The 17,177-nt window shown below is 45.8% G+C and carries 4 protein-coding genes; 3 read left to right on the forward strand and 1 reads right to left on the reverse strand.

Annotation, left to right across the window (positions count from 1 at the left end; all coding sequences use genetic code 11):
- Positions 1 to 5 precede the first annotated feature (5 nt).
- Positions 6 to 392: a MerR family transcriptional regulator gene (locus tag PGW99_RS03590; protein WP_273778745.1), complete on the reverse strand. Its 387-nt coding sequence runs from the start codon at positions 390 to 392 to the stop codon at positions 6 to 8.
- An 86-nt stretch (positions 393 to 478) separates the two neighbouring features.
- On the opposite strand from PGW99_RS03590, the gene PGW99_RS03595 reads away from it, so the two are divergent.
- The 3 genes from PGW99_RS03595 (at position 479) to PGW99_RS03605 (ending at position 16,773) form a co-directional block, all read left to right on the forward strand.
- The gene (locus PGW99_RS03595) at positions 479 to 3,661 is read left to right on the forward strand and encodes a heavy metal translocating P-type ATPase (protein ID WP_273778746.1); all 3,183 of its coding nucleotides are present in this window, start codon (positions 479 to 481) and stop codon (positions 3,659 to 3,661) included.
- Positions 3,662 to 5,311: 1,650 nt separating this feature from the next.
- On the forward strand, positions 5,312 to 6,259 hold the full coding sequence (locus PGW99_RS03600) for an OmpA family protein (RefSeq protein WP_273778748.1): 948 nt from the start codon (positions 5,312 to 5,314) through the stop codon (positions 6,257 to 6,259).
- Between the two features lie 77 nt (positions 6,260 to 6,336).
- Positions 6,337 to 16,773, forward strand: a complete 10,437-nt coding sequence (locus tag PGW99_RS03605) for an Ig-like domain-containing protein (RefSeq protein ID WP_273778749.1) — start codon at positions 6,337 to 6,339, stop codon at positions 16,771 to 16,773.
- Positions 16,774 to 17,177 lie beyond the last annotated feature (404 nt).

The following is a 17,177-nucleotide window of genomic DNA, read 5'->3' on the forward strand; positions in this document are numbered from 1 at the left end:
ATGGACTAGAGTGGCTTATGTTTAAGTTGTTTTAAAATCGGGCAGCTAGTTTCCTGAGTATTTTTACATTCGGCAATCCAGCTGGACAGACGTTTTTTTAAGGCCTGTAATTCTTCGATACGTTGGTCGATTTTGGCCAGACGCTGTTCAATGACCTGACGCACCTGTGCACGGTCATCCAGTTCGAGCTGCAATAATTCCTGAATTTCATTCAACTGTAAGCCGGCATCTTTGGCTTTTTGAATAAAACTTAGGGTTTCGATGTCTTTATCATTGTAATAGCGGTAACTCTGCGTGGTTTCTGGCACCCGCATCAAACCGATACGCTGATAGTAACGGATGGTTTCCACATTTATCTGACAATGCTTTGCCAGTTTTCCAATCGTGAGCATTTGCTACCTCACAAAAAAGACTTGACTCTGTACCCGAGTACGGACTTTATCTTAGCATAAACGTCATTGCAAAGGAGGAACTTCTGATGACACAACAACAAAAACCGGTCTGTTGTTCCGCAGCAAAAAATTCTGAACAAGTAATCCAGCGAGATCCAGTGTGTGGGATGTCTGTTCAAGAGGACACTGCGTATTTCGTCGATTATCAAAATCAACGTTATTTATTTTGTAGCGCGAGTTGTCAACAGAAGTTTAGTCAGAGTCCGCAGCAGTATTTACAGTCTGACGATTCCGATTCAGCGACAGCAACCCGTTGCTGTGCGTCATCAACTAAACCGAATGCAGTGGACTCAGGTTGTGGGCGGACATCTTTAAATGCAAATACTCCAACAGGCTGTGGTTGTGGAAGTAAATCTAAAGAAGTGTTTACGGCCATTGACCCTGTCTGTGGCATGCAGGTTAGTGACCCTGCAAAACCGCAGACCGAATACCAAGGACAGACCTACTATTTTTGCAATCCAAAATGTCTGGATAAATTTCTGGCGACTCCCGAGCAGTATGTAAAAACGACGGCAAAAAAATCTACCTGTTGTGGCGGATCAGAAAAACAGCCAACAGTTGCTGCTCGTACCTGTTGTAGCCCTCAAACTGTGCAGCAGCAAACTGCTAAAAAATCATCTTGTTGTGGTGGGAACCAGAATCAAGCCACAATGGCGGCTGAAATTGACCCGGTGTGTGGGATGCAGGTTGATCCCGGCACTGATTTAAAAACCAAATATCAGGGTAAAACCTACTATTTTTGCAATCCAAAATGTCTGGATAAATTTCTGGCGACTCCCGAGCAGTATGTGAAAACGACGGCAAAAAAATCCTCCTGCTGTGGCGAGTCTGACAAACAGCCAACAGTTGCTGCTAGCACCTGTTGTAGTCCTCAACCTGTACAGCAGCAAACTGTTAAAAAGTCATCTTGCTGTGGTGGGAGTCATGATCAAGCCACAACGACTGCTGAAATTGACCCGGTGTGTGGGATGCAAGTTGATCCTACCACCGATTTAAAAACCGATTATCAGGGTAAAATCTACCATTTCTGTAATCCCTCTTGTCTAGATAAGTTTCAGCAGGATCCGGAGTTTTATCTGATTCCAGCAGATCAGCGACCTGTGCCTGAAGGTGCAGAAGGCCTTTTGTATACTTGCCCAATGGATCCAGAAATTGTGCAGAAAGGTCCTGGGATTTGTCCGATTTGCGGTATGGCACTTGAGCCGATGCAACCTACTTTAGATGAAGGTCCAAACCCGGAACTTGTGGATTTCAGCCGACGTTTCTGGTGGACCTTACCTTTGAGTTTGATCGTGCTGGTGCTGGCGATGGGATCGCATCTGTATCCACTGATTCCACAGCATATTCAGCCTTGGATCGAACTGGTATTGAGCCTGCCGGTCGTTCTTTGGGCGGGATATCCGATTTTCCAGCGTTCTTGGATTTCTTATAAAACCGGTCATCTCAATATGTGGAGCCTGATCGGGGTAGGGGTATTGGCTGCTTTTCTCTATAGTCTGGTGGCAACCATTTTCCCAAGCCTGATTCCGGATGCGGCTAAAACTGGCCATGGTGTCGCAGTGTATTACGAGGCGGCTTGTACCATTGTGTCTTTGAGTTTGCTTGGGCAGGTCATGGAGCTGAAAGCACGAGCTCAGACTGCTGATTCGCTACGTGCCTTATTGCGCTTGCAGCCTGCTAAAGCCAAGCGTGTAGAGAATGGTCAGGTAGTTGATGTGCAGATTAGCCAAATTAAACAGGGCGACATTTTGCAGATTTCTTCAGGTGAGCAGGTACCACTTGATGGCATTGTTGTTGAAGGAAAAACCTACATTGATGAAGCCATGATGACGGGTGAACCGGTGCCAGTGAAAAAAGAAAAGGATGACCGTGTCATTGGAGGTACGGTCAACCAGCAAGGCAGTATCCGGATTAAAACCACAGCGGTTGGGAATCAGACGGTCTTAGCGAAAATGATTCAAACTGTGGCAGAGGCTCAGCGTTCAAAAGCGCCTTTACAACGTCTGGCGGACGTGGTGGCAAAATATTTTGTCATTGTGGTGTTACTGATTAGTGCTATTACCTTTGCCGCTTGGATGCTGATCGGGCAGGTTGGCTTCGATTTGGCCTTAATGTGCGCCGTGGCAGTTCTGATTATTGCCTGTCCATGTGCTTTGGGATTGGCTACGCCAATGTCGGTGATGGCAACAACAGGACGTGCTGCACAAAAAGGGGTGCTGTTCAAGGATGCTGAAGCAATTGAAGCACTTAGTAAAGTCAATACACTGATCATTGATAAAACCGGTACTTTAACTGAAGGGAAACCGAGTGTGAAAGAGGTTGTTGCACTCAGTACATCCGCATCCCAACAGCAAATGCAGCAATGGATTGCATCGATTGAGCAGTATTCCACTCATCCGATTGCACAAAGCTTGACGAAACTCGCGGATCCTTCGGTTTTAATTGCGGTGAATGATTTTGAAGAAGTCACAGGCTTTGGGGTAAAAGGTACTTTACATGGACAATTGCTCTATGTAGGTAGCCAGAAATTACTGGAACTGTTGCAATTGTCTTTATCACCTGACCTGCAACGACAACTGGATCAGTCCCGTGCTCAAGGCGATGTGGTCAGTTTTCTGGCCAGTAAACAGGAAGTGCTGGCGTATATTATTGTCTATGATGCGATTAAGCAGAATGCACAGCAAGTGATCCAGCAGTTACGTGCTGACCATATCGAAGTGATTATGGCGACGGGCGATCATCAGCAGAATGCACAGTGGGTGGCTGCGGAGCTTGGAATCCAGCATGTCTATGGCAATCTGGATCCCACACAGAAACTGGATATTGTGAAAAAATATCAGCAACAAGGCCGTATTGTGGCAATGGCGGGTGATGGAATTAATGATGCACCTGCACTGGCACAGGCGAATGTTGGGATTGCCATGGGCAACGGCACGGATATTGCCAAACAGACCGCGCAGGTGACATTGGTCAAAGGGGATATTCGTGGTGTGGCGGATGCCTTGCATATGGCTAAACTCGGTGTGCGCAATATGAAACAGAATCTGGCATTTTCCTTTGTATATAATGGCTTGGGTGTTCCGATTGCTGCTGGGTTATTTTATCCCATCACTGGGCTGCTGTTGACGCCGATGTTGGCAGCCTTGGCCATGTCGCTCAGCTCGCTCTCGGTCGTTATGAATGCCCTACGTTTACAAAAAGTAAAGTAACGATCGAATCTAGCTGGAAAGTAGACTATCCCTGGAGTTTTGGCTCTGGGGATTTTTATTTGCAGACCATCGTCTGTATTGTTGAATTGTTTTTTATTCTTGACTGCAGATTTGAGGGTAAAACTGCTCAGCTTTCCATCAATTTTTGGATTTCCTTCTCGAATAGCCTTCTAAACTGACGTGGTCAAAAGACTGTAAAAAAGAGACATCAGACTGATTCAAATTGAGCTTTACGATCCAATTTGAGCTGCTGAGGCATCATTTGGGTTTCAGCGTGAGGCAGTTTTTTCGGGTGAATCGTTCAAGTAAATGATGATCTTTCCAGAATTATAAAACCGTTCTTTGCGCCATCTGACAGTAGTTTGATGAAAGCTATGATCGAGGGATGCGCTCACGCAGAGCCAAAATCATCAAGGAAAGTCCTGGCAGCATTCAATGGTTAATTGTATTGAAATGCAATGATAGCCTTCCTCAAGTGAGAATTGGATAACCTTTAGATAGTTTTTTGCGATATGAATCTACTGGTTTCTGGATGGAATACGAAAAAATGTAAGGTGATTGATGCTGTTTATAGCTAAATCTTGCAAGAAATTTTTATGAATTATTCATCCATTTAGGAGATCTTCTCCAGGAAAGTTAGAGTCTCATCAAGTAAGAAAGAATGTAAAAAATAAGAATAAATCGGGTTTACCTTATTGATTTTATAAAAATATTTATTGTTTGATTTTTCACATATAACAACGCATGAATATTAAAGAAAAAATTTAAAAAGAATTTACTTAAAATTAAATGATGAGCTTAGGGAAAAGAGTAAATAAGCTATTGAAAATAAATAAATTAGATTGAGATATTCTTGCTCTGAAAGTGAAATTATTATTTGAATTCTATTTTTATATTGAAGGGTAAGATTGATTTTATATTGTTGTTTATTTTTATTTTGCATGGTTTTTTATTTTTAATATTAATTTAAATTTATATATTTAAACCATAGGGTTTTTATGGGTTTGTTGATTTGTGATTTTGTTGAATTTTAAAGTTTATTGGATTTATTTTTATTAAATGTATTTGATATTTTTATTATTTATTTTTAATTTAATTTTAAATGTATTTTTTTGTGGTTTTTAATTTTATAATTTTTCTTTGGTTTTGGAGTTTTTATTTAATTTTAATTTTCTGGTTGGTTTTTTTATTTTTAAAAGATGCTATTGCTTGATTCGTAAATATAATAAATTTTAAAAAACAATAACATATAGATAAATTTAATATTTTTTTTGATTTAAAACTAATTTATTTTGATGTTTTTTAGTTTTTGAAAATAGTTAAATTGAAAATAAATATTTCTGGGTTTTGTATTATTGGTTATGGGATTTGTTTTGTAAAAATAAGCCAAAGCCACTAAGTTGCTTGTTTTTGGTGTTTTTGTTTTTGTGAATTTTTATTTTTATGGGTTTTGGTTTTTGATTATGGGGTTTGTGTTTTAGGTTTATTATTTATTCGAAAGGTGTTAAATAGTATTTATTATATTTCTGATTGAGGAGTACTTGATCAGTGATGTGGGTTAAAAATAAAACATGATGATAAAGAAATAAGCCTGAAAGTGCCCAGTTGAACTACCGGGCTTTTTAAGAAAAATAAGAGGGTTGGATTTATATGAATATTAAAAAAACAGCTTTGATTGCAGCAGTTGTCTTAAGTGCAATTGGCTGCACATCAACTCCGAAAAAACTGCCGTTAGAACGGTGGACAACCTTTAAACCCGTGACTGCAATTGATGCAGATACAAGTAAGCTTCCTGTGGATCGTGCTTTGGTGGTGTTTATTCGTGAACCTGGACAAATTTCAGGGCCTGCTGTGAATGTTTTTATTGATGGTGAATATCTTACTTCTTTACAGGATGGGGGATATAAAATCACGTCAGTCTGCGCAGCATATGGCAACATCGTGGCAAATTTTACTGATCCCAAAGCAGATTATTACAACATTCGCCGTCAAAAAAATGTCCAGACATTCAAGCCGGGTTCGGTCAATTTTATCAAGTTTATTCCAGGTACAAATGGACAAATCCAGTTACAGCATCTTGATGAGCAGACCACCAGAGACTTGATGCCAAAGTATCTTGAACAAATAAACACCATTTCACGTGTCGACCAGAAAAAAGTTTGTCCTCAGGTCGTCAAACAGCGTGTACCGGTTCCGTATAAAAAATATACCTTACAAACCAATGCATTATTTGCATTTGGAAAATCAGGAATTAACGACATTTTGCAAAAAGGTCGAGAAGAGGTGTATGCGGTTGCGCAAGACATTGTGAAAGACGGTGACCATATCATGCATGTGATGGTTGTAGGACATACTGATCCAGAAGGCACTAACGAGTATAACGAGCAGCTTTCTATCCATCGTGCTGAAACTGTACGTAGTCTATTGATGAGCAGTGGTATTCAGAATAAAACCATCAACATCGAAGGCCGTGGTGAGACTGAACCGCTGATCTCAGATTGTCGAGCACGCTTTCCTAAAAATAAAGTCGCGCGTGATAAATGCAACCTGCCAAATCGACGAGTTGAAGTTATCTCGTATGGTGTTAAACCCGAATAGATTTTTAATAAATACAAATAATTAAAAGAATTTGAATCATTTGAATGATTGATTCATCACGAAGAGGATGAAGCACTATGTCTACACAAACAGTTACCGTCAAAATCCATGACGCTAAAAAAGTTATTTCAACCTTTCAAGTTACCAAGACTCATGATCAGCCGGTCATTATTCAGGCAAAAGCAAATCTCAATTATGAGCTGGTTGATGATATGACTCAGTTCGCGCCTGAGAACATTAAAATTCAACGCGTAGGCCAAGATCTACATATTGCTTTTGAAGATGCAGATGGTCTTCCAAATGATCCAGATCTGATCATCACGAACTATTACCAGGCGAATGGGGGTTCGAGTAATCTTTTGATTGGCTTAAGCGAGAATGGCAGTTATTACGCGTATGTGCCTGAAAGTGGGTTGCAAGAAGGTGCAGTCAGCATGCTCGCTGACCAAATTACTTCTGCACAGGCACTAGGTGGTGAAGCCTTAGTACCAGCAGCTTTTGCCTTTAATCCATGGTGGTTACTCGGTTTAAGTCCATTGGCAGCAGTCGGTGGCGGTGGAGGTGGCGGTGGAGGAGATACAACTGCACCGACAGTGACCTCAATTGTGATGAGCGATACACAGCTAAAAAGTGGTGAGACTTCTATTGTAACGATTACCTTCAGTGAAGCTGTGACCGGATTTGACAATACGGATGTGACGGTTGAGAACGGCACACTAAGCACTTTAACCAGTAATGATGGTGGTATAACCTGGACTGGGATATTTACACCAGCTGCAGATATTGAAGATACCTCCAATATTATTACTGTGGCGAATACCTATACTGATGCTGCGGGGAATGCAGGTAGCTCTGCAACAAGTGATAATTATACGATTGATACACTCGTACCAAGTCTAGATATTACCAGTGATAACTTGGGCAGCCTGAGTGTGGGTGAAACTGCCTTGGTAACTTTCACTTTTAGTGAAGAGATTGATCCCGCCAGTTTTAGTTTTGATGAAATACAAGTAGAAGGCGGTACATTAAGTGCCTTGAGTGAACCACAACTCATGGAAGATGGAACGTTGGTTTATACCGCTACTTTTACTAAAGACAGTAGTGATACTAAGCCACAGGTTAGTGTTATCGATGATAGTTATACAGATCTTGCCGGTAATGAAGGCACAGGGGATTTCCAAACTTGGCCATGGGATGTGGATGTTCCAACAATTGACATCCGTAGCATTGCAGGCGAAAGCCAAAACCCACTGGATAGCGATGCCAATGGTTATGCCACCATCAACATCAACGACAAAGCAAGCGGCTTTGCGGTATCGGGCATCACCACAGGTGTTGAAAATGGCCAGTTGGTGACTGTGAGGGTCTATGATGGCGAGACACTGGTGACCACCTTGAGTCCGGTAGCAGTCAGCGGTAACAGCTGGAGTGCCAGTGTTCCTGCAGGTGCCGGCTGGATCACGGATGGAGTGGTGTATACGTTTAAAGCCGATGTCACCGACAAAGCAGGCAACTCTGCAACAGACAGTGACATTACCCTTGCGACCGATCTCACCAGTCCAGCGATCGACATCCGTAGCATTGCAGGCGAAAGCCAAAGCCCACTGGATACCGATGCCAATGGTTATGCCACCATCAACATCAACGACAAAGCAAGCGGCTTTGCGGTATCGGGCATCACCACAGGTGTTGAAAATGGCCAGTTGGTGACTGTGAGGGTCTATGATGGCGAGACACTGGTGACCACCTTGAGTCCGGTAGCAGTCAGCGGTAACAGCTGGAGTGCCAGTGTTCCTGCAGGTGCCGGCTGGATCACGGATGGAGTGGTGTATACGTTTAAAGCCGATGTCACCGACAAAGCAGGCAACTCTGCAACAGACAGTGACATTACCCTTGCGACCGATCTCACCAGTCCAGCGATCGACATCCGTAGCATTGCAGGCGAAAGCCAAAGCCCACTGGATACCGATGCCAATGGTTATGCCACCATCAACATCAACGACAAAGCAAGCGGCTTTGCGGTATCGGGCATCACCACAGGTGTTGAAAATGGCCAGTTGGTGACTGTGAGGGTCTATGATGGCGAGACACTGGTGACCACCTTGAGTCCGGTTGCAGTCAGCGGTAACAGCTGGAGTGCCAGTGTTCCTGCAGGTGCCGGCTGGATCACGGATGGAGTGGTGTATACGTTTAAAGCCGATGTCACCGACAAAGCAGGCAACTCTGCAACAGACAGTGACATTACCCTTGCGACCGATCTCACCAGTCCAGCGATCGACATCCGTAGCATTGCAGGCGAAAGCCAAAGCCCACTGGATACCGATGCCAATGGTTATGCCACCATCAACATCAACGACAAAGCAAGCGGCTTTGCGGTATCGGGCATCACCACAGGTGTTGAAAATGGCCAGTTGGTGACTGTGAGGGTCTATGATGGCGAGACACTGGTGACCACCTTGAGTCCGGTAGCAGTCAGCGGTAACAGCTGGAGTGCCAGTGTTCCTGCAGGTGCCGGCTGGATCACGGATGGAGTGGTGTATACGTTTAAAGCCGATGTCACCGACAAAGCAGGCAACTCTGCAACAGACAGTGACATTACCCTTGCGACCGATCTCACCAGTCCAGCGATCGACATCCGTAGCATTGCAGGCGAAAGCCAAAGCCCACTGGATAGCGATGCCAATGGTTATGCCACCATCAACATCAACGACAAAGCAAGCGGCTTTGCGGTATCGGGCATCACCACAGGTGTTGAAAATGGCCAGTTGGTGACTGTGAGGGTCTATGATGGCGAGACACTGGTGACCACCTTGAGTCCGGTTGCAGTCAGCGGTAACAGCTGGAGTGCCAGTGTTCCTGCAGGTGCCGGCTGGATCACGGATGGAGTGGTGTATACGTTTAAAGCCGATGTCACCGACAAAGCAGGCAACTCTGCAACAGACAGTGACATTACCCTTGCGACCGATCTCACCAGTCCAGCGATCGACATCCGTAGCATTGCAGGCGAAAGCCAAAGCCCACTGGATAGCGATGCCAATGGTTATGCCACCATCAACATCAACGACAAAGCAAGCGGCTTTGCGGTATCGGGCATCACCACAGGTGTTGAAAATGGCCAGATGGTCACCGTAAGCGTTTACAATGGTGCCACCCTGGTGACCACCTTGAGTCCGGTTGCAGTCAGCGGTAACAGCTGGAGTGCCAGTGTTCCTGCAGGTGCCGGCTGGATCACGGATGGAGTGGTGTATACGTTTAAAGCCGATGTCACCGACAAAGCAGGCAACTCTGCAACAGACAGTGACATTACCCTTGCGACCGATCTCACCAGTCCAGCGATCGACATCCGTAGCATTGCAGGCGAAAGCCAAAGCCCACTGGATACCGATGCCAATGGTTATGCCACCATCAACATCAACGACAAAGCAAGCGGCTTTGCGGTATCGGGCATCACCACAGGTGTTGAAAATGGCCAGTTGGTGACTGTGAGGGTCTATGATGGCGAGACACTGGTGACCACCTTGAGTCCGGTAGCAGTCAGCGGTAACAGCTGGAGTGCCAGTGTTCCTGCAGGTGCCGGCTGGATCACGGATGGAGTGGTGTATACGTTTAAAGCCGATGTCACCGACAAAGCAGGCAACTCTGCAACAGACAGTGACATTACCCTTGCGACCGATCTCACCAGTCCAGCGATCGACATCCGTAGCATTGCAGGCGAAAGCCAAAGCCCACTGGATACCGATGCCAATGGTTATGCCACCATCAACATCAACGACAAAGCAAGCGGCTTTGCGGTATCGGGCATCACCACAGGTGTTGAAAATGGCCAGTTGGTGACTGTGAGGGTCTATGATGGCGAGACACTGGTGACCACCTTGAGTCCGGTAGCAGTCAGCGGTAACAGCTGGAGTGCCAGTGTTCCTGCAGGTGCCGGCTGGATCACGGATGGAGTGGTGTATACGTTTAAAGCCGATGTCACCGACAAAGCAGGCAACTCTGCAACAGACAGTGACATTACCCTTGCGACCGATCTCACCAGTCCAGCGATCGACATCCGTAGCATTGCAGGCGAAAGCCAAAGCCCACTGGATACCGATGCCAATGGTTATGCCACCATCAACATCAACGACAAAGCAAGCGGCTTTGCGGTATCGGGCATCACCACAGGTGTTGAAAATGGCCAGTTGGTGACTGTGAGGGTCTATGATGGCGAGACACTGGTGACCACCTTGAGTCCGGTAGCAGTCAGCGGTAACAGCTGGAGTGCCAGTGTTCCTGCAGGTGCCGGCTGGATCACGGATGGAGTGGTGTATACGTTTAAAGCCGATGTCACCGACAAAGCAGGCAACTCTGCAACAGACAGTGACATTACCCTTGCGACCGATCTCACCAGTCCAGCGATCGACATCCGTAGCATTGCAGGCGAAAGCCAAAGCCCACTGGATACCGATGCCAATGGTTATGCCACCATCAACATCAACGACAAAGCAAGCGGCTTTGCGGTATCGGGCATCACCACAGGTGTTGAAAATGGCCAGTTGGTGACTGTGAGGGTCTATGATGGCGAGACACTGGTGACCACCTTGAGTCCGGTTGCAGTCAGCGGTAACAGCTGGAGTGCCAGTGTTCCTGCAGGTGCCGGCTGGATCACGGATGGAGTGGTGTATACGTTTAAAGCCGATGTCACCGACAAAGCAGGCAACTCTGCAACAGACAGTGACATTACCCTTGCGACCGATCTCACCAGTCCAGCGATCGACATCCGTAGCATTGCAGGCGAAAGCCAAAGCCCACTGGATACCGATGCCAATGGTTATGCCACCATCAACATCAACGACAAAGCAAGCGGCTTTGCGGTATCGGGCATCACCACAGGTGTTGAAAATGGCCAGATGGTCACCGTAAGCGTTTACAATGGTGCCACCCTGGTGACCACCTTGAGTCCGGTTGCAGTCAGCGGTAACAGCTGGAGTGCCAGTGTTCCTGCAGGTGCCGGCTGGATCACGGATGGAGTGGTGTATACGTTTAAAGCCGATGTCACCGACAAAGCAGGCAACTCTGCAACAGACAGTGACATTACCCTTGCGACCGATCTCACCAGTCCAGCGATCGACATCCGTAGCATTGCAGGCGAAAGCCAAAGCCCACTGGATACCGATGCCAATGGTTATGCCACCATCAACATCAACGACAAAGCAAGCGGCTTTGCGGTATCGGGCATCACCACAGGTGTTGAAAATGGCCAGTTGGTGACTGTGAGGGTCTATGATGGCGAGACACTGGTGACCACCTTGAGTCCGGTAGCAGTCAGCGGTAACAGCTGGAGTGCCAGTGTTCCTGCAGGTGCCGGCTGGATCACGGATGGAGTGGTGTATACGTTTAAAGCCGATGTCACCGACAAAGCAGGCAACTCTGCAACAGACAGTGACATTACCCTTGCGACCGATCTCACCAGTCCAGCGATCGACATCCGTAGCATTGCAGGCGAAAGCCAAAGCCCACTGGATAGCGATGCCAATGGTTATGCCACCATCAACATCAACGACAAAGCAAGCGGCTTTGCGGTATCGGGCATCACCACAGGTGTTGAAAATGGCCAGTTGGTGACTGTGAGGGTCTATGATGGCGAGACACTGGTGACCACCTTGAGTCCGGTTGCAGTCAGCGGTAACAGCTGGAGTGCCAGTGTTCCTGCAGGTGCCGGCTGGATCACGGATGGAGTGGTGTATACGTTTAAAGCCGATGTCACCGACAAAGCAGGCAACTCTGCAACAGACAGTGACATTACCCTTGCGACCGATCTCACCAGTCCAGCGATCGACATCCGTAGCATTGCAGGCGAAAGCCAAAGCCCACTGGATACCGATGCCAATGGTTATGCCACCATCAACATCAACGACAAAGCAAGCGGCTTTGCGGTATCGGGCATCACCACAGGTGTTGAAAATGGCCAGTTGGTGACTGTGAGGGTCTATGATGGCGAGACACTGGTGACCACCTTGAGTCCGGTAGCAGTCAGCGGTAACAGCTGGAGTGCCAGTGTTCCTGCAGGTGCCGGCTGGATCACGGATGGAGTGGTGTATACGTTTAAAGCCGATGTCACCGACAAAGCAGGCAACTCTGCAACAGACAGTGACATTACCCTTGCGACCGATCTCACCAGTCCAGCGATCGACATCCGTAGCATTGCAGGCGAAAGCCAAAGCCCACTGGATAGCGATGCCAATGGTTATGCCACCATCAACATCAACGACAAAGCAAGCGGCTTTGCGGTATCGGGCATCACCACAGGTGTTGAAAATGGCCAGATGGTCACCGTAAGCGTTTACAATGGTGCCACCCTGGTGACCACCTTGAGTCCGGTAGCAGTCAGCGGTAACAGCTGGAGTGCCAGTGTTCCTGCAGGTGCCGGCTGGATCACGGATGGAGTGGTGTATACGTTTAAAGCCGATGTCACCGACAAAGCAGGCAACTCTGCAACAGACAGTGACATTACCCTTGCGACCGATCTCACCAGTCCAGCGATCGACATCCGTAGCATTGCAGGCGAAAGCCAAAGCCCACTGGATACCGATGCCAATGGTTATGCCACCATCAACATCAACGACAAAGCAAGCGGCTTTGCGGTATCGGGCATCACCACAGGTGTTGAAAATGGCCAGATGGTCACCGTAAGCGTTTACAATGGTGCCACCCTGGTGACCACCTTGAGTCCGGTTGCAGTCAGCGGTAACAGCTGGAGTGCCAGTGTTCCTGCAGGTGCCGGCTGGATCACGGATGGAGTGGTGTATACGTTTAAAGCCGATGTCACCGACAAAGCAGGCAACTCTGCAACAGACAGTGACATTACCCTTGCGACCGATCTCACCAGTCCAGCGATCGACATCCGTAGCATTGCAGGCGAAAGCCAAAGCCCACTGGATACCGATGCCAATGGTTATGCCACCATCAACATCAACGACAAAGCAAGCGGCTTTGCGGTATCGGGCATCACCACAGGTGTTGAAAATGGCCAGATGGTCACCGTAAGCGTTTACAATGGTGCCACCCTGGTGACCACCTTGAGTCCGGTTGCAGTCAGCGGTAACAGCTGGAGTGCCAGTGTTCCTGCAGGTGCCGGCTGGATCACGGATGGAGTGGTGTATACGTTTAAAGCCGATGTCACCGACAAAGCAGGCAACCCTGCAACAGACAGTGACATTACCCTTGCGACAGATTTAACACCACCAACGATGCTTGATGATTCAACCAATAACGTATCTGAAGAAGGTTTAAATGGTGGTATCAAAGATTCAATACCGGCAGAAATGGATACCACGAATTCTGCAACTGCAGTCTCAACTTTGAGTAATAAGATTGTTTTCTCAGAAGCCTTGTCTTCAATCTCTGTGTCAAATACGGTGGATGTCATCAGTATGTCCTCAGGGTTACCGATTGCATCACTTACATCGGGAGGTTTACCAGTCACCTGGAGTCACTTCACACCGACTGACCCGGTAGCCGGACAATACATTTTGATTGGTACAATCGCAACGAGCCCTGTCACTGAAGTTGCTCGACTTACCATCAATACAGATGGTAGCTATCAGTTTGAATTAAAAGCAGCTTTGGATCATCCAGATGTCAACCTAGAAGATGTCTTACAGTTGCAATTTGATCTGAATATCACGGATCTTGCAGGCAACTCAGCAAGTGTTCCAACGGCATTGACGATTAATATCGAAGATGACCGACCTGATGTGCACTTCCAAAATGGTAATATTGCGGGCGGTGCCGTAAATCTACTCGCGACATTTACCGAAACCAACCTTACAGGTTTTGTTGAAACCAACCTCATCAACATTTTTGATCACTATAACTCTGGAACTTCTTCAGATGTGACACAAACCATGATGGTTTGGGCAAAACAAAATAATCTGACCGAAGTTAATTTAACGCTTCTATCAAGTAGCCAATTGGATACATTCCGTGGCTTATTGAGCACTAAAGAAGGAAACTTAATCCTTCAAGAGGTTGCGCACGAATTAGGACTCTCAATTTCTTGGAACGCTACAGGAAACTTGACCTTCCATATCACGGCAGGAACCTCAGCTTTAACCAATCAATCTGCGAATGAGCTATTGGCGACTTTGTATCAGACCATCGGTGGTTTAATGCAAAGTAATACTAGTACCTTGATGGCAGGTGCGACCTTAACAGCCAGTGATGGTTTGTCTACAGTCACAACGACTTTACCAACTGATCCGGTTACCGGTTTTACGGATAATTTTGGTGCGGTTGATACCTTTGGTCTAACACTCGCTAACAAAGTTTATGTGCCAGAAAATACCGTGACGGGTACTTCAAGGGATGATGTCTACTTTACGAAAAGTGGGAATGACACCGTTTATGGTAAAGCCGGTAGTGACATCCTTATTGGTGGAACAGGCAATGACGTGATGTATGGAGATGATGAAACCCCTGATACCCTAACGGATGATAATGATAAATTGTACGGTGGAGACGGGGCAGACACACTCTATGGTGGTAATGGTCAGGACTTGCTGAATGGTGGAGCTGGTAATGATAAATTGTATGGCCAAAACGGCAATGATCTGCTCATTGGTGGCATGAATGATGATTTCTTGACAGGTGGTGAAGGTAAGGATGTCTTCCAATGGCGTTATGAAGATACTTTACCAAATATTAACCTGCGGATTGATTTGGCCCCTTCAGCCAAACCTGGAGATGTTATCCGGGTGACTGACGGTTTCACCGTTCAAGAGTACGTAGTTCCGGGTGGTGGCCCTGCTGGTCAGATGAATTCAATTGATGTCATCTTTGATCGTATTCCTTTACCAGGTGAAGTCATCACGATCACAGCAGCCCGGATTAATGTCGATACAGGTCAAACAGAAATCATTCGTACCATGACCCCACCGGGGACAGACAGTGCGATTTATTTGCCAGAGGCTAATACGACAAATGCGAAATTAACAGTCACAATTCTGGATGATAATGGCCCTAAAGATGGTTATTTGACCCCAAGTGAAATCGCAACCAATACAGCAAACGCCATTGACCTTCGGGTGAATTTTACAACCTTGGGTGATGCGGCAGCAGGGGATGTGATTGAGTTATCTTATACCTATGTCGATGGTATGGTCGTCAAAACGGATATGCTACAAGTCACTCTAAACAGCAGCATGTTGTCTAATGGCTATGTCGATATCCCAATGAATTCAACCCAGATTCCACTCCCTACAACGACGTATAACAGTTTCTTTAGTTTCACTGCCGTGCTGAAAGATAGTGCTGCGGTTGATGCAATATACAAATCTGCCCCTGCCAGTATAGGAGCGACATTCACTCCAAGTAATACGGAAAGGGTAACGTCAGATCCTGGTGTCCTTACTCTACTCAGCGATACCAACAATGACGGTATTTTGTCGGACATTACACCACGGGATGTCGTAACAGATTTTGCCGTGGGACTTGGTCCTAACAATCCGGTTGATGTCTTGGATTTACGCGCGCTGTTAATCAATGAGTACTATATTTCGGGTACTTTGGAAAATAACTTGAGCCGTTATATAAGAGTTGAAGCGAAAACTGTCGATCCAGTGACAGGACTGGATTCAACGGCAAATGGTGCTGTGCTCTCAACTGTGATCTACGTCAGTTCTACAGGAACCTATGGTTCAGGCACAGAAGTTACCGATCAGGAAATCGTGTTATTCGGCATCGATTTAACCTCTAATAATACAACGCCTGATCAGGTAGTCATTAATAAATTACTAAGTGATGGCAGCCTACTGGTCGATGGTGTCGGCAGTGTAATTTATGTCAGTGGTGACCCAGTATTTGGTGACCTGGTGGATTACGGTGGCGATGGACCGGGATACGTCAAAACGATCAATTACGATGGTTTAACCATTAATTATGACGGTAATGGACATGTGAGCGGTAATGGATTGACTGGTGATGATACTTTATCAGGCAATATTTTAACCATTAATACTGCCGATGGTGATCAGTTGAAAGTGGATATGGTGACTGGCAGATATGTTTATGATGCGGGTAGTCCAGGAATATCAACTTTTGAGTTTACTGCGGTTGACCGTGATGGTGATACAGACTCGGGTTCAGTCAGTTTTGGTTACTTACCTGATCTGAATCAGTCCATTAACTATTCTGTCGGAACGCCTGTAGATGGTGGAGCCGGATTTGATATCCTCACGACTACTGAGAATTTGGATCTGACCTCGGTCAATACCATCCAAAATATTGAACAGATTAATCTGGGTAATGGTAACCAAACCTTAACGCTCACAGCAGCAGATGTGCTTGAAGTAACCGGTTCTAGTACCTTGTATGTCCTTGGTAATACGGGAGATACAGTGAATTTGAGCAATGCAACACAAGTGGGCCCAACGCTTACAGGGGGGTATGTTGAATATCAAATGACAACCGCTGGAGGCGTGACAACATCCGTGTTCATTGATAATGACATCACCAATGTAACCGGTGTGTTATAACTGGTTTTCATCGTTGAATTGACTTTAATCTTGCACTTTCAAGGCATCCGATACGCGTATCGGGTGCCTTTTAATTTGTAATAATTTAGAAATAAAAAATCTGTTGAGAAATGAAGCGGAGTCAAGAGGTAAAGCTTTCATTTTGAGTTCCTAAACAGGTTCAAATAAACGCTTGAAATTGCCCTTAAGCTGGTTCATATTAATAAAAAAATACAACAAATATATAGCCGGATAAAGGAGAGCATTAGGCATAGAAATTTTAAATTAATTATAAGTTTTTGATTGAAATTGATTTATTGAATGAACTATATCTCGTTAAATGTAACCAAATAATAAGTACGTAAAACAGTGTTGTTAAAGTAATTTGAAAAAGTAATAACTTATTAACTGTAATTTTATTAAAA

The organism is Acinetobacter sp. GSS19 (assembly GCF_028621895.1).
Lineage (GTDB): Bacteria > Pseudomonadota > Gammaproteobacteria > Pseudomonadales > Moraxellaceae > Acinetobacter.

Bases quoted from the DNA above. Each gene is read 5' to 3' on its own strand.
- PGW99_RS03595 (WP_273778746.1), top strand. From the start codon at position 479: ATGACACAACAACAAAAACCGGTCTGTTGTTCCGCAGCAAAAAATTCT.
- PGW99_RS03590 (WP_273778745.1), bottom strand. From the start codon at position 392: ATGCTCACGATTGGAAAACTGGCAAAGCATTGTCAGATAAATGTGGAA.
- PGW99_RS03600 (WP_273778748.1), top strand. From the start codon at position 5,312: ATGAATATTAAAAAAACAGCTTTGATTGCAGCAGTTGTCTTAAGTGCA.
- PGW99_RS03605 (WP_273778749.1), top strand. From the start codon at position 6,337: ATGTCTACACAAACAGTTACCGTCAAAATCCATGACGCTAAAAAAGTT.